Annotated in this window: 21 protein-coding genes; 9 read left to right on the top strand and 12 right to left on the bottom strand. The window is 50.0% G+C overall.

Annotated features, from left to right (window positions below; all coding sequences use genetic code 11):
- Position 1 precedes the first annotated feature (1 nt).
- Both ACQ4MZ_RS01590 and ACQ4MZ_RS01585 read right to left on the bottom strand, forming a co-directional pair.
- Positions 2 to 1,825, bottom strand: coding sequence for a hypothetical protein (locus ACQ4MZ_RS01590; RefSeq protein WP_430842287.1), 1,824 nt, complete (start codon positions 1,823 to 1,825; stop codon positions 2 to 4).
- A 35-nt stretch (positions 1,826 to 1,860) separates the two neighbouring features.
- Complete coding sequence (locus ACQ4MZ_RS01585) at positions 1,861 to 2,493, bottom strand: hypothetical protein (protein WP_430842286.1); 633 nt, start codon at positions 2,491 to 2,493, stop codon at positions 1,861 to 1,863.
- Positions 2,494 to 2,640: 147 nt separating this feature from the next.
- On the opposite strand from ACQ4MZ_RS01585, the gene ACQ4MZ_RS01580 reads away from it, so the two are divergent.
- Positions 2,641 to 3,180 (top strand): DUF4494 domain-containing protein, encoded by a 540-nt coding sequence (locus ACQ4MZ_RS01580; protein WP_430842284.1) that lies wholly within the window; start codon positions 2,641 to 2,643, stop codon positions 3,178 to 3,180.
- A gap of 87 nt (positions 3,181 to 3,267) precedes the next feature.
- Here ACQ4MZ_RS01580 and ACQ4MZ_RS01575 read toward each other — a convergent pair whose 3' ends face one another.
- Entirely contained in the window at positions 3,268 to 4,011 is a 744-nt protein-coding gene (locus ACQ4MZ_RS01575) for a hypothetical protein (protein ID WP_430842282.1), read from the bottom strand.
- Positions 4,012 to 4,121: 110 nt separating this feature from the next.
- Here ACQ4MZ_RS01575 and ACQ4MZ_RS01570 point away from each other — a divergent pair, with 110 nt between their 5' ends.
- Positions 4,122 to 4,928, top strand: a complete 807-nt coding sequence (locus ACQ4MZ_RS01570) for a UDP-2,3-diacylglucosamine diphosphatase (protein ID WP_430842280.1) — start codon at positions 4,122 to 4,124, stop codon at positions 4,926 to 4,928.
- On the opposite strand, the gene ACQ4MZ_RS01565 is transcribed toward ACQ4MZ_RS01570, so the two are convergent.
- The 4 genes from ACQ4MZ_RS01565 to ACQ4MZ_RS01550 all read right to left on the bottom strand — a co-directional run bounded on the left by ACQ4MZ_RS01565 (position 4,925) and on the right by ACQ4MZ_RS01550 (position 7,862).
- Complete coding sequence (locus ACQ4MZ_RS01565; RefSeq protein ID WP_430842278.1) at positions 4,925 to 5,680, bottom strand: carboxypeptidase-like regulatory domain-containing protein; 756 nt, start codon at positions 5,678 to 5,680, stop codon at positions 4,925 to 4,927. The genes ACQ4MZ_RS01570 and ACQ4MZ_RS01565 overlap by 4 nt on opposite strands.
- Before the next feature lie 166 nt (positions 5,681 to 5,846).
- The gene (locus ACQ4MZ_RS01560) at positions 5,847 to 6,680 is read right to left on the bottom strand and encodes a phosphatidate cytidylyltransferase (RefSeq protein WP_430842276.1); all 834 of its coding nucleotides are present in this window, start codon (positions 6,678 to 6,680) and stop codon (positions 5,847 to 5,849) included.
- Positions 6,652 to 6,873, bottom strand: coding sequence for a DUF2007 domain-containing protein (locus ACQ4MZ_RS01555; RefSeq protein ID WP_430842274.1), 222 nt, complete (start codon positions 6,871 to 6,873; stop codon positions 6,652 to 6,654). Before ACQ4MZ_RS01555 ends, ACQ4MZ_RS01560 begins: the two co-directional genes overlap by 29 nt.
- Positions 6,874 to 6,896: 23 nt before the next feature.
- Positions 6,897 to 7,862: a lysostaphin resistance A-like protein gene (locus tag ACQ4MZ_RS01550; RefSeq protein ID WP_430842272.1), complete on the bottom strand. Its 966-nt coding sequence runs from the start codon at positions 7,860 to 7,862 to the stop codon at positions 6,897 to 6,899.
- Positions 7,863 to 7,919: 57 nt separating this feature from the next.
- On the opposite strand from ACQ4MZ_RS01550, the gene dusB reads away from it, so the two are divergent.
- From dusB to frr, 4 genes are all read left to right on the top strand, one after another.
- Entirely contained in the window at positions 7,920 to 8,909 is a 990-nt protein-coding gene (gene dusB, locus ACQ4MZ_RS01545; RefSeq protein ID WP_430842270.1) for a tRNA dihydrouridine synthase DusB, read from the top strand.
- Complete coding sequence (locus ACQ4MZ_RS01540; protein ID WP_430842268.1) at positions 8,903 to 9,430, top strand: biotin/lipoyl-containing protein; 528 nt, start codon at positions 8,903 to 8,905, stop codon at positions 9,428 to 9,430. Before dusB ends, ACQ4MZ_RS01540 begins: the two co-directional genes overlap by 7 nt.
- A 61-nt stretch (positions 9,431 to 9,491) precedes the next feature.
- Positions 9,492 to 10,211, top strand: coding sequence for a UMP kinase (gene pyrH, locus ACQ4MZ_RS01535; RefSeq protein WP_430842266.1), 720 nt, complete (start codon positions 9,492 to 9,494; stop codon positions 10,209 to 10,211).
- Between the two features lie 27 nt (positions 10,212 to 10,238).
- Entirely contained in the window at positions 10,239 to 10,799 is a 561-nt protein-coding gene (gene frr, locus ACQ4MZ_RS01530; protein WP_430842264.1) for a ribosome recycling factor, read from the top strand.
- Between the two features lie 196 nt (positions 10,800 to 10,995).
- Here frr and ACQ4MZ_RS01525 read toward each other — a convergent pair whose 3' ends face one another.
- Entirely contained in the window at positions 10,996 to 11,988 is a 993-nt protein-coding gene (locus ACQ4MZ_RS01525) for a UDP-glucuronic acid decarboxylase family protein (protein WP_430842262.1), read from the bottom strand.
- Positions 11,989 to 12,024: 36 nt separating this feature from the next.
- Complete coding sequence (locus tag ACQ4MZ_RS01520; protein ID WP_430842260.1) at positions 12,025 to 13,341, bottom strand: UDP-glucose dehydrogenase family protein; 1,317 nt, start codon at positions 13,339 to 13,341, stop codon at positions 12,025 to 12,027.
- Between the two features lie 212 nt (positions 13,342 to 13,553).
- Here ACQ4MZ_RS01520 and ACQ4MZ_RS01515 point away from each other — a divergent pair, with 212 nt between their 5' ends.
- From ACQ4MZ_RS01515 to ACQ4MZ_RS01505, 3 genes are all read left to right on the top strand, one after another.
- A complete protein-coding gene (locus tag ACQ4MZ_RS01515; RefSeq protein WP_430842258.1) occupies positions 13,554 to 14,717 on the top strand; it encodes an acyl-CoA dehydrogenase family protein in 1,164 nt (387 codons plus the stop codon).
- Between the two features lie 131 nt (positions 14,718 to 14,848).
- Positions 14,849 to 15,763 (top strand): SPFH domain-containing protein, encoded by a 915-nt coding sequence (locus ACQ4MZ_RS01510; RefSeq protein ID WP_106596933.1) that lies wholly within the window; start codon positions 14,849 to 14,851, stop codon positions 15,761 to 15,763.
- Positions 15,764 to 15,767: 4 nt separating this feature from the next.
- Positions 15,768 to 16,202: an NfeD family protein gene (locus ACQ4MZ_RS01505; protein ID WP_430842255.1), complete on the top strand. Its 435-nt coding sequence runs from the start codon at positions 15,768 to 15,770 to the stop codon at positions 16,200 to 16,202.
- Between the two features lie 77 nt (positions 16,203 to 16,279).
- On the opposite strand, the gene pafA (ACQ4MZ_RS01500) is transcribed toward ACQ4MZ_RS01505, so the two are convergent.
- The 3 genes from pafA (ACQ4MZ_RS01500) to ACQ4MZ_RS01490 all read right to left on the bottom strand — a co-directional run bounded on the left by pafA (ACQ4MZ_RS01500) (position 16,280) and on the right by ACQ4MZ_RS01490 (position 22,671).
- Positions 16,280 to 17,920: an alkaline phosphatase PafA gene (gene pafA, locus ACQ4MZ_RS01500; RefSeq protein WP_430843795.1), complete on the bottom strand. Its 1,641-nt coding sequence runs from the start codon at positions 17,918 to 17,920 to the stop codon at positions 16,280 to 16,282.
- A gap of 120 nt (positions 17,921 to 18,040) precedes the next feature.
- Positions 18,041 to 19,729, bottom strand: a complete 1,689-nt coding sequence (gene pafA / locus ACQ4MZ_RS01495; RefSeq protein ID WP_430842253.1) for an alkaline phosphatase PafA — start codon at positions 19,727 to 19,729, stop codon at positions 18,041 to 18,043.
- Between the two features lie 131 nt (positions 19,730 to 19,860).
- The gene (locus tag ACQ4MZ_RS01490) at positions 19,861 to 22,671 is read right to left on the bottom strand and encodes a M16 family metallopeptidase (protein WP_430842251.1); all 2,811 of its coding nucleotides are present in this window, start codon (positions 22,669 to 22,671) and stop codon (positions 19,861 to 19,863) included.
- Positions 22,672 to 22,806 lie beyond the last annotated feature (135 nt).

Below are 22,806 nucleotides of genomic sequence, written 5' to 3'. Positions count from 1 at the left end.
CTTAATAAAACAGTACTTGTTTTCCGGTATAAGCCGATTCCCACTTCCCGGATTCGCCGCGCGACATAATCCACGCACGGTATTTCCCCTCGGGAAGCTTTGCCTTATAAAGCGAGTACTGATAATTGTTGCTGTAATATGAGGCTTTTTGTAAAAAATCCGAAACCGTGTTGGATTCCGGGACCGCTGGGAGCACGATCGTATGCTGCTCCGATTCCAGGACAATGTAAAAGGTTTCCTTTTGCGCTTTCTCCGGCGTCACAAAAAACTGGAAATACTTTGCCGGGAGGTTGCTTTCGCCATTTCTGTATTGTGATCTCGCGTCGAAGCTCCCTTCGAACGGTTTTCCGGAACCGGTCTGACGGATCAGGTCTTGCTGCGCCGGCATATCATAAAACTGGTAGAAATCCGTGATTCCGTCCGATTCAAGGCCGATGATCAGATCGCGCATACGCGTAGGATGGTTCCAAAAAGGAATATCGGTAAACAGATCCCCGACAGTCAGGAATGTCTTGTAGTTCTTCCAAAAATAGCTATCGATCACCAGGTCATCGTGCAGCTTTCGAATCGATACAATGGAGGTGAAATAGCTCACGAAATTCAAGCCGATAAAAAACGCCGTCGCAACAATGGCAGCGAGCTTTTTCCAGGCTTTGAAATTCTTTAAAACAATCAGAACACAGACATAGCAAGCAGCGACCAACACAATTCCGAATATCATGTACCGCCTCGAAAACACCGTGCCGCCGTACATAACATAGTTGTTGATCGGCCGGCTGATAACGAACATCGCACCCGTACCCATGATGAACATCATTGTGCCCAGCAGGAACCATTCTGACCAGGTCGGTTTGCGTGCAAGCAATATTCTCAATGCCCAGGCAGCGAAAATGAATGTAATACCGGCCCCCAGCACGACGCAAGCAATCATATCCTTGTGAAATACCGGCACCAGCGGATGCCGGACGTCGAGGTACAAGGCATTACCCCAGAATGCCATCACGAAGATCACATTGAAAAACGGGTGGTTCCAGACTTTCTCGCCAGGGGAGCTGACGAACTGGTAGTCGAAAAAGAAATAGAACAGCAAGACTGCCACGCTGGCCGCAATCCACCAGAACAGGTTTTTGAAACGCTTCTGAAAGGCTAGTATGATCATTCCCACGATCCACGCGAGCAGTCCGCTTCCGCTTGTAAAGGTGGTAAGCAATGCGGCAACGAGCCCGATGCGAAAGCCCTTCTCATCTTCACGCGCGAGACCATAGGCCGTAAGCATCGCAAAGAAGATCAGCGGTGTGTTTTGCAACGCCGCAATTCCCCAATAGGCGTTTTCAAAATAAACCAGATTGAAAAGTATATAGGGAACAGGAATGAACCAATACCAGGAAATCCCCTCCCTTTTCAGGCTGCGGTAAAACAAATAGCCTATACCTAGCATGAAAAGATCCCCGATGATGATCTGCGTTTTGATATTGACCGTGCCGGTCAGCACGAACATGACCAGCATGACGATCCGCTCGAAACCAAACCGGTGCTGGTTCACCTGCTCGAAAAGCGCTTTCAGCATTCCCGTAAAACTCTCCGAATTACGCAGTTTCTGCACGGTTTCGAGCAGGTTGAAATCGTCGGTATAAGGGATATTGACGAGGTGCGCATCGAGGAGGATGAAAAAATAGAGCACCGGCAGCACGATCAGGCCAATGCCGGTCCATTGCCGCCAGGACTTTATTTTTTCTATCAAAAACGTAGCTCCAAACAGCAGCAGCAGCACAACAACAAGGCTGTAATACTCAAACAGATGAGGATCTTCGAGGAATAGCTTCAAAACGTAGGGGATATTTGGGAACTGAATGCGCCTGCTTACCGCGTTCCGGTAATCATCTGGCTGGTTATTTCTTTCTCAAAAGTAATGTAGCCGGGATAATTGACCTGCTTTCCGGCGATATCCAGCGTCGGCCTCACTTTCACAACAAATTTCGACGGTCTGGCATCCGACTTGCCGGTGAGGGCGAGGATCATGTCTACAAACTGATCGCGCGTTTTGTCGTTCGAAAGCAACTGGTACGCATTGGTTTGCAGACTTACAGGTACCCGCGTGGGCGTAGTGCTCGGCATTACTTCAATCAATTGGCTCAGATAGCCGTTAAAAATCTCGCTTTCTGTCAGCAGCACCTTGTATTCCAGCTGGTTGATCGCCGCCCGCTTGCGGGTAGGATTCGTGATATCCACGTTCACCCGGAGGTTCAACGGTACATCTTTTCGTAACAGTCCCATGGCCAACCGCGGATACCTGGCCAGGTCGAAATCGCTGAAACTTCTGATATTCCTGAACTCGCGGATGTCGATCCCCGCAAGATACACGCTATCGACCGATGCAATATCATATTTACAATCACCAAAAACCTTCGCTTCCGAAACCTGGCGGCTCACGCCGCAACTTGTCATTACAACCGCAACCAGGACGATTGCAGCCAACCAAATGTGTTTTTTCATTACAATGTATTTTTCGCAAGTTAAACAGTAGGTATCAGAACGCATACCCGGGGCAGGGATTATTACTTTCTGGTGTTATTTTTTTGCGTGCTTTCTAGCCAGCCTCTACATTTGCACACTCTAATTTTCACCCAATCGACACGAACAATGGCCAGCTGGTATTTAGGAAAAATTCGGTATCAAAAAGAAGATGAAGCAGGAAGGTTGAAAACGATCAATGAGACGTACCTCGTGGATGCAGTTTCATACACCGAGTCGGAAGCGAGGCTGTACAAGCAGATCCTCACCGATGCCAGCGATTTCAGCGTGACCGCCATCAGCAGAATGCGCCTCGCCGACCTCTTCTCGTATGAAGAAGGCGAACAGTGGTTTAAAGCGAAGGTCATTTACTTCTCCGTAGATGAAAAAAGCGGCAAGGAGAAGAAAATTGTAAACTATATGCTGGTGAATGCGGAAGGCATCCAGCAAGCCCTCGACCGGATCAACGAAAGCATGCGCAACTTCCTGATCCCGTACGAAGTGACTGACATTACCCTCACGCCTATCCTCGATGTGTTCCCATACTCAGCAGATGAAGATAAGGAACCGGAGATTCCCGCCAATATGCGTCCGCTATCCGAGGTAATGGCCGAACGCGCACAGGCGGAGGCTAGCACGGAAACCGTGGTTCCAGTAGAGAACGCATAACAAATGTCATCCTGAGCGCAGTCGGAGGGCATGTGAGACGCCTCCGTACTGACTGTCTTCGACTTCGCTCCTGACATTTATCAAACATCAGTCATTCACCTTCAATACTGTATACCCCTTGGCATTCGCCGTATATGGATCTTTTCCAAAGTTTTTCAGTTTCAATACTACATCCTTAGAATTGATTTCCGAGAGCAATAAATCCGAAGGCAGCAGGTTCATGTAATCGAATGAAACCGGTAGGCTAACGGCGCTTTCGACAAATTCCAGGCCGTAGAGCGGGTAGACACTGAATGGTGTTTTGGTAAGCCAGATTTTCTCCTGACTACCGGAAGTGGCGTAAGTCAGGTCGTATTCCGTACTGGTAAGGCCGAATTCCTCTCTTTTATTTTCTGTGGGAATTACGTAGGTCTTGAAATCGTCCTGCTGTTGCTTTTTCGTATCCGCATCAGGTTTAAATTCTTTCACCACCTCATTAATCCTCACTTTCTTCCCGTCCTCGTCCGTGCCGCAGAAAATGTATTTCCCGTCGGGGAAGCCGATGACAAAATCGAACGATTTCCCACCCTGTCCGAAACTTGTTTCCTTTACAAAACACATCGCACCGGTAACCGGGTCGAGGTGTACTTTAAGTGTACCTGAAGTCTTGTCGGCTTTGTTCTGGTAATCGAAAACCAATGCGTGGCTGAAATAGTACTGGCCTTTGTCGGGCTTCCAAAGCAATGCGCGCTGCTTGTCGGCGGGTATCTTTTTCGGGGCTTGTGCCGATGCCGGCAAAACAGCGCCCAGGAGGCACACCGAGAGAGTGAAGATAGATATGTAGCGTTTCATTTTACAGGTTCTTTAAAATAGATGCAAGCTAGAAAGAGCCTGCTGAAAAACCATACCATCGCTGCATTTTCCACGAACATCGTAAATTGCACCGCATTTGACCAATCTACATGAGTCTTTCATTCCAGCAAAAAAACATTACCCTTGCCCCGGGTCGTCGCATTTACTTCGCGTCGGACTTTCACCTTGGAGTACCCACCGCCACTGCAAGCCGTGAGCGCGAAAGGCGCATCGTAAGCTGGCTGGAATCGATCAGGCACGATGCGCAGGTCATCTTTCTCGTAGGCGATATTTTTGATTTCTGGTTTGAATACAACCGGGCGATACCGAAAGGCTTTGTGCGTTTGCTGGGCAAGCTGGCAGAGCTGGCAGATGATGGAATCGAACTTGTCATTTTCACAGGCAACCATGATATGTGGATGTCGGGCTACCTCACCGAAGAACTCGGTGCACCCATTTACCGCAATCCGGTAAGCTTCACCGTTACCTCATCGACAGGACAGAAAAAGCTCCTCGTTGGCCACGGCGACGGTCTGGGCCCGGGAGACCATACCTACAAGTTTTTGAAGAAGGTATTCGAAAACCGCTTTTTCCAGTGGCTCTTCCGCGTCGTACACCCGGACGTGGGCATGTGGATCGCCTCCGAATGGTCGAAACGCAGCCGGCTGGCCAATGTCAATAAGGGTGAAGAGCGCTTTTTGGGTGCGGACAATGAATGGCTATTTCAGTATTGCCGTGAGGTGGAAGCCGTAGCCCCGCACGACTACTACATTTTCGGGCACCGGCACCTGGTGCTGGACATGCATGTCAGTGCCCATTCACGCTACATTAACCTCGGCGAATGGGTTACCCAGCAGCATTATGCCGTATTTGACGGAAATGATTTGCAATTGAAGAAATTCGGACCGGCGGTTTAGTTTCCGTTCCGCTTTTTGGCGGCTTCCGTTTCGGCAGGACTTGGAACAATGAAGTCCTGCTTCGTGATATTTTCGCGCGGGGTCGCATTCAGCTCTTTGCTCCAATCTTTCTGTTTCAAATCCCCGTTTTTGACAGATTTGATAAACTTGGCCCACGCAAATGGATTCAGGAATGGAAAGCTTGTCGCAAAACCCTTGTTCGCCGCTGATTCCCGGCCGAACATCAGCTGGTCCATCGAATACCGGTAGTTGGTCTGCGCGTTGTTGGGCATTTGGGCTGCAAGACGGTTGATATAATCCGGATCGGTGCTTTTTGCCAATGCATCCCGCTCTGCCTGATCGGGCAATTTGAGTGCGAGAAAAGCTTTTTTAAATTCCTCTTCGGTCGAATAAGGATAAATCGTAACGCCGGAAAGCGTCACTACATCTTCGCGCAAAGCCACAATCGCCGAATAAATATCCGTATTGTAGCCTCTTGGTATAATGTGGTATTGTTTTTTGAAACCCACATAACTAAACACGATGCTATCGCCGGGAAAAACCGGGATGTCAAAAGAACCGTCGCCCCGGGCAAGTGTTCCCCGTCCTGCATTCACGATAAAAATACTGGCACCGGGCAAGCGCTCCGTGGTTTTGCCTCCTACAACTACCCCCGAGAAGATAATCGCTTTTTTTTCACCCTGAGCAAATGCTTCCCGCCCACACAACATTCCCGTCAGCACGAGGAAAAATATTAAAAGACTCCGTTTCATTCCTTCCAAATTACGCCCCGGGAAGCACCCGGAAACTTTGATTAGCACGATGATAAATTTCCCTTCAAATAGTGTTTGCTGAATGCCTGTAAAAATTCCGTTCCTTATTTTACAAACGACCTGAGTAACCAGGCATTGCCTTATGAATTATACAAAGCGATTTTGCTCAGGAAAATAACTTCAAAAATGTAACAATAAATGGTGCCGACAGCAAAAGACCGTCGAAACGGTCGAGGAAGCCGCCGTGGCCCGGAATACTGCTTCCCGAGTCCTTGATGGCAATGCTCCGCTTGAACAACGACTCCACCAGGTCGCCGTAAGTACCGACCACTACAATAATGGCGCCGATGCAATACCACTTCCAGGGTTCGAAGGTACGGAAATAATGCCCCAGCGCAAATGCGATGATTCCCGCAAACACAGCGCTGCCCATAGACCCTTCCCAGGATTTTTTCGGCGAAATGCGCTCGAACAGCTTCCTTTTCCCAAACTTGGTACCTGCGAAATACCCCCCGATATCCGACGCCCACAAGAGCAGCAGACTGCCGAGCACGATCTCGTAATTGTAAATTCCTCCGCGCAGCGCCATCACGATGATCAACGCGAACGGCAACGCGACGTAAATAATGCCCAGGAACGTAAAACCGATGTTCGTAAAAGGTTTTAGGTCGTTCTTTTTATAGAGTTTGATAAAAAAGATCATCGACAGCAGCGGGCTGATAATGAAGTAATTTTCAAACTCGACAATGTCCTGTTCAATCAAATACGCAAGAAGTATCATGACTGTGCCACAGAACGTACCATAATATGTCAGCGGCTGGTTACCGTCGAGGCCGAGCAGTTTGTAAAATTCAAGCTGTGTGAGGGAGCTGATGGCGCAAAAAAGCAGCAAAAACGACCATTCACTGTAAACAATGCAACTAATAATGACAAATACGCCCGCTAACCCGGTGATGGTCCTTTGCTGTAAATTACTCAGGTTGTTTAAGCGCTTCTTCATTCGTTAGTATTGTTTGGGCCGTCGCTAGGTCGGCCGCGGGCACATGCACTTCAAAGTTTCCAAAGATCGGGTAGTTGCTGTCCTGTTTGTTCACAATCACCGCCCCGATTCCATTCTGTTCCAAAACCTCCCGGGCAATTTCGGCCCGGATCGCCTGCCCGCTCTGGTAGGCCTTCGCCCAGTTATTCTCCATTATTTTGAAAATGTTAAATTATCTTAAAAGTTACGCGGAACACCGGTTCGCGTCCCATGCCCGTTCTTTCTGATCACGTGCAGAATAGCGGCGGACACAATCACTGAAGCCGCAATAAGCGTCAACGGCATCGATTTTGCCTCCTCAATATTGATCTCTACTAAACCCACATTATGTAAGTACATCATTACCAGCACAAAACCATTATTAACGAAATGCGCCAGGACAGCCACCCACAAATTGCCGGTCCAATAATACAGATAGCCGAACAATGCACCAAGCATCATACGCGGCAGAAAGCCATAAAATTGAAAGTGAATAGCACTAAAAATAGCCGCCGACACCCAGATCGCGACGTGAATATTGCGCAATTCCTGAGAAAGCTTCGTCTGGATCACTCCTCTGAAAAGGGTTTCCTCACCCACCGCCGGGAGCACGGTTACCACGAACAATGCGATCAGCAGCTGACCAAAACTGGTATAACTCGTAAGAAACTCGGTCATCACCGAAAGTTGGTCTTCCTTGTCGCGCATCCATTTTTCGAGCCCCGATAATGCATCCGGCAAATCCATTGCCTGGTTCCATTCTATAAACTTGCTATTGGCCGGGATAAATGCCAGTACCAGCACAAATGCCAATATCCAGATGTACGGTGCAGGTTTTTTGTCTGCACTCAGGTCGCCGATGCTGCGGCGTTCGATATAGAACCAATAAATGAGCGTAGGAAGCAAATAGGAAAAGAAATGGACCACTCCCTGCATGATCATCAGAGCATTCCATCCATTTGGTATTTTTTCGGGTTCGGCGAATAGCTGGGTAAGCAGGGCTGTAACGCTTTCAGTGTCCGCACCGAGGTAAACCGCAAGCACCATTACAGCCAGTACATTGCCTACGGCCATGCCGATAAGCATGAAGCCGACCAGTACCAACAAACTGCCCCAGGTGCCGGGTACGCGCGAAACAACCAGATTCGGGTTACTATTTTGCATAATTGGTGTAAATTTACAGTTTATTATCATATTACTGCGAAGTGGTATTGAAGGATTATGGTTAAGATTGGAAATATAGAACTGAGTGATTTTCCGTTGCTGCTCGCGCCGATGGAGGACGTAAGCGACCCGCCGTTCCGTGCGGTGTGCAAGGAAAACGGCGCCGATTTGATGTACACCGAATTTGTGTCGTCGGAAGGGCTTATTCGCGATGCTGCCAAAAGCGTTCAGAAACTGGATATTTTTGAGTACGAAAGACCGGTGGGTATCCAGCTTTTCGGTAGCGACGTAGAAACCATGGGCTCATGCGCAGAGATTGCCTCACGCGTGAATCCCGACCTGATCGATATCAACTATGGCTGCCCCGTAAAGAATGTCGCTTGCCGCGGGGCGGGCGCTGCATTGTTGCAGGACATTCCCAAAATGGTGAAGATGACGGAATCGGTTATCAAATCGACGCATTTGCCCGTGACGGTCAAAACACGTCTGGGTTGGGATGAGAACACCAAGAATGTTGAGGAAGTCGCCGAACGTTTGCAGGATATCGGCATCAAAGCATTGTCCGTGCATGGCCGCACGCGCGTGCAGATGTATAAAGGCTCCGCCGACTGGTCGCTCATCGCCAAAATCAAAGAAAACCCACGCATTACCATCCCTATTTTTGGCAATGGCGATATCGATACGCCCGAAAAAGCTTTGGAATACAAAAATACCTACGGCGTGGATGGTATTATGATCGGTCGTGCCACCATAGGTAATCCCTGGATCTTCAATGAGATCAAGCATTACCTCAAAACCGGTGAAAAACTGCCGCCGCCCACCATGGAGCAGCGCGTGGATGTTTGCCGCAGGCACCTCGAATTCTCTATCCGCTGGAAAGGCCCGGTAGCGGGTGTTTTTGAAATGAGAAGGCATTATACCAACTATTTCAAAGGGCTGGAACACTTCAAACCTTACAGAATGCGCCTCGTGGAAGCGCCTACATTTGACGAACTCGACAGCATACTCAAAGAAATCTCGAACGATTACAGTGAAATGGTATGCTGAAAGTAAATGTGGGCAACAAGCCGCAGGCCGAGCAGCCTGAAAACGGTCATGCATTTGAAATAGATCAACGGAAAGAAGGCTGGTTCATTAATGGGAATATTTTCGACGGCGACATTGCGTCGCTCGGCGGCGACCGTTTCCACGTAATCTGGCAAAACAAATCCTACAATATCGAGGTAATCGACCGTAACCCGGCTGAGAAAACGACGCATTTGCTCATCAACGGCCAGCATTACCACACCACAGCAAAGGACGACCTGGACCTTTTGCTCGAAAAAATGGGGATGCAGAACGGCTCCGCTCAAAAAATCAACAATGTAAAGGCTCCCATGCCGGGCCTGATCCAGTCCATCGCCGTAGCCGAAGGCGACAGTATTGCCAAGGGCGACAACCTGCTCGTGCTCGTGGCGATGAAAATGGAAAATGTGATCAAATCGTCGGGCAGCGGGGTCATTAAAACGCTGAAAGTGACGCCAGGACAGATTGTGGAAAAAAACCAGGTATTATTGGAGTTTCACTAAATTACTTGTGATTCTGAACTTCGTCCGCTTATTTTTACGGATCAAAACACCACTCACAACCATGCCGGAACCAAAATATAAACGTTTATTACTGAAACTCAGCGGAGAAGCACTCAACGGGGGCGACAAAGCCCAGGTCATCGACTTTAACATTCTCGACAATTATGCCAAGGAAATCAAAAGGATTACCGAGGTCGGCGTACAGGTTGCAATCGTAATTGGTGGTGGAAACATATTCCGCGGGGCTTCTGTGGAAAAATCAGGGATCGACCGCGTGCAGGGCGATCATATGGGCATGCTTGCGACTGTGATCAACGGGATGGCCATCCAGAGTTCGCTGGAAAAGCATGGAATGAACACACGCCTGATGTCGGCGATCAAAATGGAGCAAGTTTGCGAGCCATTGATCCGCCGCCGTGCAGTGCGCCACCTCGAAAAAGGACGTGTGGTGATTTTCGGAGCAGGAACCGGCAACCCTTATTTTACAACCGACACAACCGCAGGCCTTCGCGCCATCGAGTCGGAATCGGAAGTGGTTTTGAAGGGTACGCGTGTAGACGGCGTTTATACGGCCGATCCGGAGAAAGACCCATCTGCAACGAAGTATGACCAGCTTTCATTCGACGAAGCCCTGGCTAAAAATCTCAAGATCATGGACCTCACCGCATTCACGTTGTGCAAGGAAAACGATCTGCCGATCATCGTATTCGACATGAACAAGCCTGGTAACCTGTACGACCTCGTAATGGGCGGCAATGTCGGAACCCTGATCTCGAATTAATAGAAAAATACAGCTTACTATAAAACAATGGAAGAAATAGAATTATATCTGGACGACGCCAAGGATACAATGGAAGGCGCAATCAAACACCTTATTATTGAATTGGGTAAAATCCGCGCCGGAAAAGCATCCCCACAAATGCTGGAAGGTCTTCAGATCGAATACTATGGTTCAATGACGCCGATCCAGAACGTGGCGACGATCAACACGCCCGATGCACGGACGCTCGCTATCAAACCTTTCGAGAAGAAGATTATCAACGATATCGAAAAGGCGATCCGCAATAGTAACCTGGGCTTCTCCCCTTCGAACGATGGCGAGCTGATCCGGATTTCTGTTCCCCCATTGAATGAAGAGCGCCGCCGCGAGCTTGTAAAACGCGCGAAAAACGAGATTGAAACCGCGAAGATCAACGTTCGTAACATTCGTCAGGACGCGAACAACTCGCTGAGAAAACTGACTAAGGAAGGTGTTTCCGAGGATTTGGTAAAATCTAGCGAGGAACGCGTTCAGAAACTGACCGACAGCTTTGTGGCCAAAATCGACCAGATATTCTCCGTGAAGGAAAAGGAGATCATGGAAGTATAAGACGACTGATTCTAACCTTGACCAACTTCGGCTGTCGGCTATCGGCAGTCGATTTTTTTTGAAAAACTTCGGCTTTCGGCAATCAGCTGTCGGCTTTTTTAAAAGAACTTCGGCCGTCGGCTATCGCCTATCAGACTTTAAAAAAGCCGATTGCCGACAGCCGACAGCCGAGGTAAAACAACTACCGAAGTAAAACTTACTTTTTCGCGCTGAAACCTTCGAACCCCCTGTGGTTCGATTCTTCGTACAGGCGCTCTTTCGGGAGGCTCCGGAAATAGTCGTAAGTAATGCGAAGGCCTTCTTCGCGGGATACTTTTGGCTCCCAGCCCAGGATTTCCTTCGCTTTCGAGATATCCGGCTGGCGTTGCTTAGGATCGTCTTGTGGAAGCGGCTTGTACACCACTTTCTGGTCAGTACCGGTCAGCTTGATGATCTCTTCTGCAAACTGCCCGATGGTGATCTCCTTAGGGTTACCGATGTTGACAGGCAGCGAGTAGTCGCTCATGAGCAAGCGATAGATACCTTCCACCAAATCATCCACATAGCAGAATGAGCGGGTTTGGGTACCATCACCGAACACGGTAATATCCTCGCCGCGCAATGCCTGGCCCATGAATGCCGGCAACACACGTCCGTCGTTGAGGCGCATTCTAGGTCCGTAAGTATTGAAAATGCGTACAATGCGTGTTTCCAGGCCGTGGTAACGGTGGTAAGCCATCGTGATCGCTTCCTGGTAACGTTTCGCCTCGTCGTAGCAGCCACGCGGCCCGATCGGGTTCACGTGGCCCCAGTAATCTTCGGTTTGCGGGTGTACGAGCGGGTCGCCGTACACCTCCGAAGTAGAGGCAATAATGAAACGTGATTTTTTGGCACGGGCCAATCCCAACAGGTTATGCGTTCCCATTGCCCCTACTTTGAGCGTCTGGATAGGGATTTTCAGATAGTCGATCGGACTGGCGGGAGATGCGAAGTGCATAATGTAGTCGAGCTCGCCCGGTACGTGCACGTATTTCGTCACATCATGATGGTAAAACTCGAAATTCGGGTTAGGCATCAGGTGTTCGATATTGCGCATATCGCCGGTAATCAGGTTGTCCATCCCGATCACGTACATTCCCTCCTTTAAAAAACGCTCGCAGAGGTGCGAACCCAGGAAACCTGCTGCTCCCGTAATTAAAACACGTTTCATTAAGATGAGTAAGTTAGAGTATTTACTAGTTTATGATCAGGCCGGCACTACCTTCTCACGACCGATGCTGTAATAGGTGTACCCCATTTCGCGCATCTGATCGAGTTCGTACAGGTTCCTGCCGTCGAAAATCACTTTGTTTTTCAGCAGTTTACCCATTTTCTCAAATTCCGGCGTGCGGAACTGAGGCCATTCTGTAAAGATCATTAGCGCATCGGCATCATCAAGTGCCGCGTAAGGTGTGTGGCAGAACGTCACTTTATCGCCCAGAACTCCCTTTACATTTGGCATCGCCTCAGGGTCGTAGGCAGTCACTTTTGCGCCGGCTGCTAGCAATGCTTCGATATTTTCCAACGCTGGCGCTTCGCGGATATCGTCGGTATAAGGTTTGAATGCCAATCCCCAAACCGCGATCGTTTTGCCTTTCAATCCATCCGGAAAGTACCCTTCTACCATCGGAAGCAGTTTCTTCTTTTGGTCGTAGTTCACATCCATTACGGATTTCAGAATGCGGAAATCATAATTGTAATCCAGGGAAGTTTTGGCCAATGCCTGGACGTCTTTCGGGAAACAGCTACCACCGTATCCGATACCCGCGAAAAGGAAACGTTTGCCGATACGGCTGTCCGTTCCGATACCACGACGAATATCGTCTACATTGGCACCTACTTTCTCACAAAGGTTTGCGATTTCGTTCATGAACGTGATCTTCATCGCCAGAAACGAGTTTGCCGCGTATTTGGTCATTTCCGCCGAACGCTCATCCATGAAGATCACCGGGTTACCCTGGCGTACCAAGGGAGCATACAACTTCTCCATTACCTTTTTGGCTTTTTCCGAGGTCGTACCCACCACTACACGGTCGGGCTTCATGAAATCTTCCACAGCAACACCTTCGCGAAGGAACTCTGGATTTGACACGACGTCGAAGTCTACCTTCGCATTTTTAGCGATCGCTGCATGTACTTTCTCGGCGGTTCCAACGGGAACTGTGCTTTTGTCGATGATCACTGCATATTGATCCAGGATCGGTCCGAGATCATCGGCAACTTTGAGAATATATTTTAAGTCGGCCGAGCCGTCTTCACCCGGAGGGGTTGGTAATGCAAGGAATATCACCTGCGCATCCTTCACACCTTCCGCCAGACTAGTCGTAAACAACAAGCGCCCCTCGGCCACATTGCGGTCGAACAACACGTCGAGGCCCGGCTCGTAAATGGGTATTTCTCCTTTTTGAAGGCGTTCAACCTTTCTGACGTCGATGTCGACGCAAGTAACCTGGTTGCCGGTCTCGGCAAAGCAGGTACCTGTCACCAAACCCACGTATCCTGTTCCTACTACTGCAATTTTCATAAACGGTTAATTATTATATAGCTGTTTTGGCACTTGTTTAATAAAATCCGGGAATTGTACTTAACTAAGTCCAGTGCGTAAGGACGGATGCAAAAGTAATTTTTTTAAGTGAATGTTCACCTCCGCGATTTGGATTTGTTCGTTACTGGCTAGCGATTTTGTCGCATTCTCACTATCATTGGGTAATCACACAAATATAATCATCAACACCCATGGACATACGAGAAAAGGGCCTGACTAATAACCCCTCCGGCGAAATATGTAACCTCATCCAACAAACCGTCAGGGATTTCGCAGCGCTGCATATCAAGCCGCATATCCGTACCTGGGACGAGCAACAGCACTTTCCGAAGGAAGTTTTCAGAGCCATGGGCGAGCTGGGCCTCATGGGCATGCTCATTCCCGAAAGCCTCGGCGGCGCAGGCCTCGGCTACCGCGAATATGTGACGGCGATCGTCGAACTGGCGAAAGTTGACCCGTCGGTAGCCTTGTCGATGGCGGCGCACAATTCGCTTTGTACCAATCATATATACATGTTCGGCACCGATGAGCAGAAGCAAAAATACCTCCCCGGCCTCGCCTCGGGCACGCTTGTGGGTGCGTGGGGCCTTACCGAACCCAATACCGGTTCCGACGCTGGCAATATGCGCACGGTGGCCGTGCGGGACGGCAATGACTGGGTGATCAATGGTTCCAAAAACTTCATTACCAACGGTAAGAGCGCCGATGTACTGGTAGTGATGACCCGTACCGGTGAGCCCGGCGACAAGCATGGTGCTACCGCATTCGTACTCGACACTACAACCCCGGGCTTCACCGCAGGCCGTAAGGAGGATAAGTTAGGCATGCGTGCCTCCGAAACCGTCGAGTTGCTATTTCAGGATTGCCGCATTCCCGACGGCCAGCGGCTGGGCGAAATCGGTGACGGGTTTATCCAGTCGCTTAAAGTGCTCGACGGGGGCCGCATTTCCATTGCAGCGTTGGGTGTAGGCACGGCCTGGGGTGCATACGAGGCCGCATTGGCTTATTCCAAAGAACGCAAGCAGTTCGGTAAAGCGATCTGCGATTTCCAGGCCATCGCATTCAAACTCGCTGATATGTACACCGACGTCCAGGCGTCGTCTCTACTCACCTTCCACGCGGCAGCATTGAAAGACGCTGGTGAAAAAGTGACACTGGCGAGCTCAGTGGCCAAATACCATTCCTCTGAGACCGCCGTGCGCGTAGCTAATGACGCAGTGCAAATATTTGGTGGATATGGCTTTGTGAAGGATTATCCCGTCGAGAAATTCTACCGCGACAGCAAGCTCTGTACCATCGGAGAGGGCACGAGTGAGATACAGAAGATAGTTATATCAAAAGAAATATTGAAATAATCATATTTTATTTCAAACCGCCTATCCTATGGCACAACCGATAAGCAAGTTTCCATGTATGTTGGTCCCGGAACAATAGGAAGCAAGTCAGGTTATGGCTATTTTCGCCATAGACCTTAAACCGACTTGTTATGACCCCTTTCATTGTTCTGCTCGTCCTGGTGGTGCTCACCATTCTGATGACCGTCAAGGTTGTCCCTCAGCAAAGCGCTTACATTCTGGAACGTCTGGGAAAGTTTTATGCCGTCCTGCAACCGGGCGTCAATTTCATCATTCCCTTTTTCGACCGGATCGCCTACAAGTACACGCTCAAAGAAGCGGCTGTGGATATTCCCGAGCAGATCTGTATCACCCGCGATAACGTGCAGGTACGCATGGACGGGGTCATTTTCATCCAAGTAATAGATCCGCGAAAAGCCGCTTACGGTATTTCTGACTATACATTTGCAGTAATTCAATTAGCACAGACCACCATGCGGAGCGAGATCGGTAAGCTGGACCTTGACAAGACTTTCGAGGAACGTATGACGATCAACCGTGCTGTGGTTGAATCCATCGACGAGGCGGCCACGGGCTGGGGTGTGAAAGTGCTCCGCTACGAAATCAAGAACATTACCCCGCCGCAAAGCGTGTTGAATGCGATGGAGAAACAAATGCAGGCGGAGCGGGAACGCCGTGCGGTGATCCTGCAATCGGATGGTGAAAAGCAGGCTGCGATCAACGTGGCCGAGGGACAAAAGCAGAAGGTGGTACTGGAGTCGGAAGGTATCCGTCTACGACAAATCAACGAGGCTGAAGGTGAGGCTTCGGCCTTGAAATCGGTGGCAGAAGCTACGGCCGAAAGTATCCGGTTGGTAGCACAGGCCATCCGCGAGGAAGGCGGTGCCGAGGCAGTGCAATTGAAAGTGGCTGAAAACTACGTGGAGCAGTTTGGTAAAATAGCCAAGGCCGGCAATACGCTCATCCTCCCTGCCAACCTGGCCGACATGGGCTCGCTCATCGCGACGGCTTTAACCGTAGTCAAATCGTCGGAACACAAGCAATAGTATCATGGATTTGACCTTACCGCAGATTTGGCTCATCGTAGGGCTGGTAATGCTTTTGGCAGAACTGGTCAGCGTCCTGCTCGTGTTCGTTTTCTTCGCGGCCGGCGCATTGCTCACATCCCTCCTTACGTCTATCGGGCTACTGCCAAGCACCGAAAGCCAGATACTGGCATTTTCGGCGATATCATTGATTTCACTGCTCGTACTTCGAAAACATGCCCGCAGGTTGCTCGAACGCCGTTCCGCGGCAGAGTACAGTGAATTTGCCGGCGAAACCGCCATGGTGATCCGCGACATTCCCGGTAACGGCGAAGGCCGAATTTATTACCGCGGCGCCGAATGGAAAGCCATTTCAGAAAATCATCAGAATATTCCGGCCGGCAGCAAAGTGGTGATTAAAAAAACAGAAGGCATTGTCCTGATCGTGGAAGAATCCTGATTTTCAATATTAATCCAAACAAAAAGCCGTGAGCATGATCGATTCGTACTCACGGCTTTTTGCTTATCCTAAAAAATTCACTTTTTCAACGCTTCCTCCACCGGATGCCCGATATTACCACTGGCTGGCAAAATGTGCAGCAAAGAAGCAATGGTAGGCGCGATGTCGCAAACGGAAGTCCTTTTTACAGTCTCACCTTTGTTGATGCCCCAGCCAAACATCACGAACGGAACCTGGGTGTCGTAATTGTAAGGTGTACCGTGGGATGTTCCCGTGGAAGTTCCGTAGAACCAGCCCGGCTGCGATATTACCTGCAAATCCCCGCTGCGTTTCGCGTTCACATTGTTTTTATACAGTTCCAGCTGATAAGTATTCAGTGGAGCCTTGCCCATGTCGGTCAGGTCGATCACGTCGGCAATGCCCGGCACAGTCAATGCTGCATCGCGTACCACGCTGTGTGCGGCTGCAATAGTGATATTCTTTTTTCTCAAAAGGCTGTGATCCAAATAGAGCTGATTATTGTCCGTAGCTATCACATACTTATCTTGTCCAAAAGCCTCATTCAGCGCATCGGTAACGGAATTGGTCAACAACTTACGATCCACCAGGCCTGCTGGCAGCTTGTGCTCTTTCGCGAAGCCGGGAACATCCACAACCCCGTGGTCGGCGGTCAGGAACACGGTGTATTGCCCTTTTCCTACCCAGCTATCGAGGAAGTTGAACAAATCGGCAAACTCGCGGTCCAGGCGCAGGAAATCATCCTGCTGCTCCACGGAGTTCGGGCCTACACGGTGGCCAATTTTATCGGTCGATGAAAAGCTGATCGCCAGGAAATCGGTATCCGTTCCTTTTCCAAGCTGCTCGCCTTTGATCGCCTCAATAGCCATTTCCTTCGTGATGGTGTTACCCCACGGCGTGTCGGTCACAATCCCAAATGCATCGCCCGCCATTCCAACGAGTTCATAAGGGAATACCGGCTTTTTCGCTCCGGGCAGCTTGCCTTCCCAGGGCACATCGTCGGGAGAGCTCTGGGTGTACGCGTCCGCTGTCAGCAGGAGGTCCCAGCCCTTTTGCGCATAAACGGCCGGCATTTTCTTTGCATTGTAATCTTTGGCCCATTGCGGTAAATCGTCCATATAATAGGTACTACTCACCCAGTTACCGGTTTTGGAATCAAACCAGTAGGCAGCGTTCGCGGCATGGCCTGCGGGCAGGATCGAGCCGCGGTCCTTAATAGCTACGCCAATGGTTTTAGAACGGAAGTTGGTCGCAATGCGAAGTTGATCGGTCACCGTGCTCACGAGCAGATTTCGCGGTGACATTTTACCGACCGCCACATTGCTGCTTCCTACGGTTTTTACGGTACTGTCTTCCACGCAATACACGTCCTGTTTCGCAATGGGATCATACCATTCGTTACCAACAATCCCGTTGATCGCCGGTACCGAGCCCGTGTACGCCGATGCGTGACCCGCGGCCGTTACCGTGAGCGCGTAGCTGTAATGATTGTTGCGGCAGTTGAAGCCCTCGTTCATCATTCTTTTGAAACCGCCCTCGGTATACTGGTCGTAATAGCGGTACAGGTAATCGTAACGCATCTGATCTACTACAATGCCTACCACCAGTTTGGGTCGGGCAAGCGCAGTTGACTTTGTGCCCTCAGCCTTCGGGGCTGCGGCCTTCTTGGGGGTTTGCGCGGAAACGGCCGTTGTAGCCATTGCAGCAAACACCCAGCAAGCTAGTTTTTTCACAGTTAAGGGATTTAGATAAAACAAAAAAACTGCGGAGCCCGGTACCGTCTGAACCCGGTATGGCCCGCAGCAAATACACTTTTCAGTTTACTTTTTCAATGCTTCCTGCACTGGATTACCTACGTTGCCGCTTGGGGGCAGAATGTGCAGCAATGCTGAAATGGTAGGAGCAATGTCAGCAATAGAGGTACGACGAAGCGTTTCCCCCTTGTTGATACCCCAGCCATACAGCAGGAAAGGCACGTGTGTATCGTAATTGTAAGGCGTGCCGTGGTCGGTACCGGTGCTCATGGTCGAAGCAAACCAGCCCGGTTGCAGCAACACCTGCAAATCGCCGCTGCGCTTGGCATTGATGTTGTTCTTAAACAGCTCCAATTGATAGGTATTCAATGGTGCTTTACCCATGTCGCGCAGGTTAATCACGTCGGCTACGCCATCCACGGCCAGAAGCGCGTCGCGCAATGTCTGGTACACATCGCTCACTGTGATTTTCTTCTCTTTCAGGATCGCCTTGTTGAGGTAAAGCTGGTAGTTTTCAAATGCAGAAACATATTCCGCCTCGCCGTAGGCATCGTTCAGCGTCTTCACGATGGTGCGTGTCAGGGTGGTGGTGGCACTTAGCAGGCCCGCAGGCAGCTTATGCTCCTGCCAGAATGCGGGCACATCCATGGCGCCGTGGTCGGCGGTGAGGAATACGGTGTAATTGCCCTTGCCTGCCCAGCTATCGAGGAAGTTGAAGAAATCAGCGAACTCGCGATCCAGTTTCAGGTAGTCGTCCTCCTGCTCTACCGAGTTCGGCCCAAACATATGGCCGATACGATCGGGCGAAGAAAAGCTAACGGCGAGGAAGTCAGTGTCGGCACCTTTGCCTAGGTTTTCGCCCTTGATTGCGGCGATAGCCATTTCTTTGGTAATCGTGTTGCCCCATGGCGAAGTTGTCATCGGGCCGTATGCATCACCTGCATTGCCTGTTAGGTCATGCGGGAATACCGGCTTGGTAGCCGTCGAGAGTTTCCCTTCCCAGGGCACATCGTCCGGTGAGCTTTGGGTATATTCTCCAATAGGCAACAATGTATTCCAGCCTTTGCCCATGTACTCGGCAGGCTTTTTCAGGCCGTTATAATCGGCAACCCATTGTGGCAATTTGTCCATATAATAAGTACTTGTCACGAAATTCCCGGTTTTGGAATCAAACCAGTAGGCACCTGATGCCGCGTGACCGGCCGGCAGAATGGAGGCGCGGTCTTTGATCGCTACGCCAATGGTTTTCGAACGAAAGTTGGTGGCGATACGAAGCTGATCCGTAACAGTTGTAACGAGCAGATTTCGCGGTGACATTTTGCCTACCGTCACATTACTGCTTCCCACCGTTGCTACTGTGTTGTCATCTGTACAATACACGTTTTTAGCTTGCGCAACGTCATACCAGTCATTACCCACAATGCCATTCATAGCCGGCATCGAGCCCGTATACACAGCCGAATGCCCTGCCGCTGTTACGGTCAATGCGTAATGGTAATGGTTGTTACGGCAGTTGAAACCCTCATTGATGAGCCTTTTCAAACCGCCTTCTTTATATTTGTCGTAATAGCGGTACAGGTAATCGTAACGCATCTGGTCGACGACCATGCCGACTACCAGCTTGGGCCTTTCCAGCCTGGTTGCAGCCGGGGAAGCCGCCCCGCCCGTTTTACTTTTGGTTTGGGCCAAAACAGGTTGAATAATGACGAGTCCCGCGAACAAAACTCGGAGAAGCGGATGATGGATCAATTTCATTGTGATGCTATTGACAGCGTGAGGTTCCGTGTAAATATTACTCGGCAAAGATAAAGATGTACTACGTTTAAAAGCAGAAAACCGGCGTGCTTTTCACGACCGGCTCTCTGAATCTTAATTTTATTTTAATCTTATTTTTTATCGCTTCCACCAAGTTGCGCAGGGGCTCCCCCCGTTTGAACGCCTTTTTTGGCCTTCTCAAAATCACCGGCTTTGATGATCACGAGCTTGTTGTAGTCAATATGCTTGTTAAATGCAGCTTTGATCTGTTCCGGTGTCAATGCTTCTATTTTCTTCTCAAAATCGGCATCCCATTGCATGGTACGGTTTAGATAAAGGTTGCTGCTAAGCGTGGTGGTGAGGGATGCATCCTGCGAGCGCGCCACCTGCCGCGACTGCAGATATCCCGATTTGGCAGCCTTCAACTCATCCGCTGTAAACCCTTCCTTCATGACCTTTTCGATTTCCTCTTTGAACGCCGCTTCCAGTTTCTCCGCATTTTGAGGAGCATAAATGGCATACGACATGAATGTCCCGTTCTTATCCAGCGGGCTGGCCGAGAATTGCGAGCCCACGCCGTAGCTCAACCCCTCCTTCTGACGAATGCGGGTAGCGAGGCGCGAGTTCAGGAAGCCTCCGCCGAGCATATAATTACCCATAATCAATGCCGGGTAATCAGGATCGGTGTCCTGCAGGGGCATATTCAATCCGGCGACAAACATCGCATTGGCCTTGTCCGGCGTTTCGATCGCCTTGTTTTCGGCTTTTACAGGCTGATAAGGCGAGCTTATGCGGGTGAATGGCTTGGCGCTTTTCCAGTTTCCGAATTCGTCGTTCAGGATTTTCTGGATCACATCCTTATCGAAATCGCCCACCACGGTCGCCGAAGCATTATTAGCTCCATAAAACTCCTTGTGAAACTGCCGGATCTGATCGATGGTCGTGGCCTTAATACTCTCGACGTCCTCATCGAATGTACCGACGTAGCGCACATCGCTTTTCGGATAGGGCGAGGTAATGCGGCGGTATTGATTAAACGCGATGGCCTGTGGTTCACTGCGTTGCGATTCGATGCCCGCGAGCTCCTCCTGTTTCAGTTTTTCAAACTCGTTTTCGTCGAATGCAGGGGTTTTCAATACTTCTGCTACCAGTTTCATCACGGCAGGCAGGTTCTCTTTGGTGGTTTCGATACTCGCCCCCGCCTGGTTTGTATTACCGAAGAAGCTGACACGTGCTTTCAGGCGGTCAAATTCATCTTTCACTTGCTGGCGCGTTTTGGTTTTGGTGCCCTTGTCAAGCATCGAGCCGGTCAGGTCGGAGATTGTGGCCTTGTTTTGCAGGCTCTTCTCGTCACCGAAGCGGAGGAAAATGCGCGCCGCTACTACATTCCCGCGGGTCTTTTTAGGAAGCAATGCAGTTTCAATGGTGTTTGGCTTCTCTACCCGCGTTGTACGGCTTTCTACATTCGCTGGCGAAGGATCGAATGCCTCACCTTCCGCTACCACGGCCTCGCCTTTGTAATCTTTTACGAGGTCGGCTACTTTCGGCGCTTCGGGAATTTCGGCCCGCACCGGATTAGCTTCCGGCATGAACGTTCCCAGTGTGCGGTTGGATGGTTTGAAATAATATTGTGCAACCCGGGCTACGTCCTCAGGTGTTACTTTGCGGATATTGTCACGGAAAAGGAATGCCAGCCGCCAGTCGCCGGTGGCGATGGACTCGCTGATACTCAACCCTACCCTTTCCGAGTTCCGGAATTCGAGGTCCCAGTTTTTGAGAATCGTTGTTTTGGCCCGTTCTACATCTTCTTTCGACGGTTTGAAAGTGGCGGTAGAATCCAGCGTAGCAATAAATGCCTTTTTCGCTTCGTCAAGAGATTTCTCTTTCAGGATCTCAGCCCCGAACAACACGAAACCGGGATCGTATAGCTGGAATGTGTATCCAAATTGCGACGAAGCTTTCTTCGTGTCCACGAGGTTTTTATACAATCTGCCGTTCGGCTCGGTGGTAAGTACTTCGGTGAGTACCTCCATTGCCGGGTAGTCGGCGTGCGAGCCGGGCATGATATGGTACATCGCCATCAGCATTTGCACATCGCCGGTTCTTTTCAGCTCTACAAAGCGCTCGCCGTCCTGGGTAGGCTCGACGGTGTAGGACTGCGGGAGAACGCGAGTCGGTTTGGGTATTTTGCCAAAATAATCGTTGATCAACGCCAGTGTTTTAGGCTCGTCGATCTTTCCGGCGACGGTCAGCACTGCATTATCGGGCTGGTAATATCTTTTGTAGAACGCTTGCAGATTTTCAATGGGTACACGCTCGATGTCGGAGCGATTACCGATCGTCGATTTGCCATAATTGTGCCACAGGTAGCCGCCCGAAATAACCCGCTGCATTAGCACGCGGAACGGACTGTTTTCGCCCGATTCGAACTCATTGCGCACTACGCTGAATTCACTATCAAGGTCCTTTTTAGCGATAAATGAGTTTACCATCCGGTCGGATTCGAGGTCGAGCGCCCATTTGAGGTTCTCGTCGGAAGCCGCGAAGGTTTCAAAATAATTGGTACGGTCGTACCACGTGGTGCCATTCGGTCGTGCACCATGCTCGGTGAGCTCCTGTGGAATGTTAATATGCCTCGGAGAGCCCTTGAACACCAGGTGTTCGAGCAAGTGCGCCATCCCTGTTTCTCCATAACCCTCATGGCGCGAGCCTACCAGGTAGGTAACATTCACCGTGATGGTCGGCTTTGACGGATCGGGGAACATCAGTACTTTCAGGCCGTTCTCGAGATTGTATTCTGTAATCCCTTCGACCGACGTCACTTTTGTAACGCCTTTGGGCAGCTGCTGTGCCTCGGAAGGCATTGCCAGCATTACGGCGAGCATCATTCCGACCAGCGAGCCGTGCCTGAACAAATTTGTTCTTTTAGATTTCATGACCATATTAAAAACCATTAGTTTAGATTTATAATCCTTGAAAATAGTGCAGAATATCACATTTACCAATGGATTGGTGACAAATGGCAAAATATATACGTTGCAACATAATGTCGTATGAGGCGTGTATGGGTTGCATAT

The sequence above is a fragment of the Dyadobacter sp. BHUBP1 genome (assembly GCF_050587785.1).
GTDB lineage: Bacteria > Bacteroidota > Bacteroidia > Cytophagales > Spirosomataceae > Dyadobacter.
Note: the sequence above shows the minus strand (reverse complement) of the source record. Positions and strands in the feature narration are given on the sequence as shown.

What these genes read in the sequence shown, in the direction of transcription:
- ACQ4MZ_RS01585 (WP_430842286.1), bottom strand. Translation starts at nt 2,493, where the DNA reads ATGAAAAAACACATTTGGTTGGCTGCAATCGTCCTGGTTGCGGTTGTA.
- ACQ4MZ_RS01580 (WP_430842284.1), top strand. Translation starts at nt 2,641, where the DNA reads ATGGCCAGCTGGTATTTAGGAAAAATTCGGTATCAAAAAGAAGATGAA.
- ACQ4MZ_RS01575 (WP_430842282.1), bottom strand. Translation starts at nt 4,011, where the DNA reads ATGAAACGCTACATATCTATCTTCACTCTCTCGGTGTGCCTCCTGGGC.
- ACQ4MZ_RS01570 (WP_430842280.1), top strand. Translation starts at nt 4,122, where the DNA reads ATGAGTCTTTCATTCCAGCAAAAAAACATTACCCTTGCCCCGGGTCGT.
- ACQ4MZ_RS01565 (WP_430842278.1), bottom strand. Translation starts at nt 5,680, where the DNA reads ATGAAACGGAGTCTTTTAATATTTTTCCTCGTGCTGACGGGAATGTTG.
- ACQ4MZ_RS01560 (WP_430842276.1), bottom strand. Translation starts at nt 6,680, where the DNA reads ATGAAGAAGCGCTTAAACAACCTGAGTAATTTACAGCAAAGGACCATC.
- ACQ4MZ_RS01555 (WP_430842274.1), bottom strand. Translation starts at nt 6,873, where the DNA reads ATGGAGAATAACTGGGCGAAGGCCTACCAGAGCGGGCAGGCGATCCGG.
- ACQ4MZ_RS01550 (WP_430842272.1), bottom strand. Translation starts at nt 7,862, where the DNA reads ATGCAAAATAGTAACCCGAATCTGGTTGTTTCGCGCGTACCCGGCACC.
- dusB (WP_430842270.1), top strand. Translation starts at nt 7,920, where the DNA reads ATGGTTAAGATTGGAAATATAGAACTGAGTGATTTTCCGTTGCTGCTC.
- ACQ4MZ_RS01540 (WP_430842268.1), top strand. Translation starts at nt 8,903, where the DNA reads ATGCTGAAAGTAAATGTGGGCAACAAGCCGCAGGCCGAGCAGCCTGAA.
- pyrH (WP_430842266.1), top strand. Translation starts at nt 9,492, where the DNA reads ATGCCGGAACCAAAATATAAACGTTTATTACTGAAACTCAGCGGAGAA.
- frr (WP_430842264.1), top strand. Translation starts at nt 10,239, where the DNA reads ATGGAAGAAATAGAATTATATCTGGACGACGCCAAGGATACAATGGAA.
- ACQ4MZ_RS01525 (WP_430842262.1), bottom strand. Translation starts at nt 11,988, where the DNA reads ATGAAACGTGTTTTAATTACGGGAGCAGCAGGTTTCCTGGGTTCGCAC.
- ACQ4MZ_RS01520 (WP_430842260.1), bottom strand. Translation starts at nt 13,341, where the DNA reads ATGAAAATTGCAGTAGTAGGAACAGGATACGTGGGTTTGGTGACAGGT.
- ACQ4MZ_RS01515 (WP_430842258.1), top strand. Translation starts at nt 13,554, where the DNA reads ATGGACATACGAGAAAAGGGCCTGACTAATAACCCCTCCGGCGAAATA.
- ACQ4MZ_RS01510 (WP_106596933.1), top strand. Translation starts at nt 14,849, where the DNA reads ATGACCCCTTTCATTGTTCTGCTCGTCCTGGTGGTGCTCACCATTCTG.
- ACQ4MZ_RS01505 (WP_430842255.1), top strand. Translation starts at nt 15,768, where the DNA reads ATGGATTTGACCTTACCGCAGATTTGGCTCATCGTAGGGCTGGTAATG.
- pafA (WP_430843795.1), bottom strand. Translation starts at nt 17,920, where the DNA reads ATGGCTACAACGGCCGTTTCCGCGCAAACCCCCAAGAAGGCCGCAGCC.
- pafA (WP_430842253.1), bottom strand. Translation starts at nt 19,729, where the DNA reads ATGAAATTGATCCATCATCCGCTTCTCCGAGTTTTGTTCGCGGGACTC.
- ACQ4MZ_RS01490 (WP_430842251.1), bottom strand. Translation starts at nt 22,671, where the DNA reads ATGGTCATGAAATCTAAAAGAACAAATTTGTTCAGGCACGGCTCGCTG.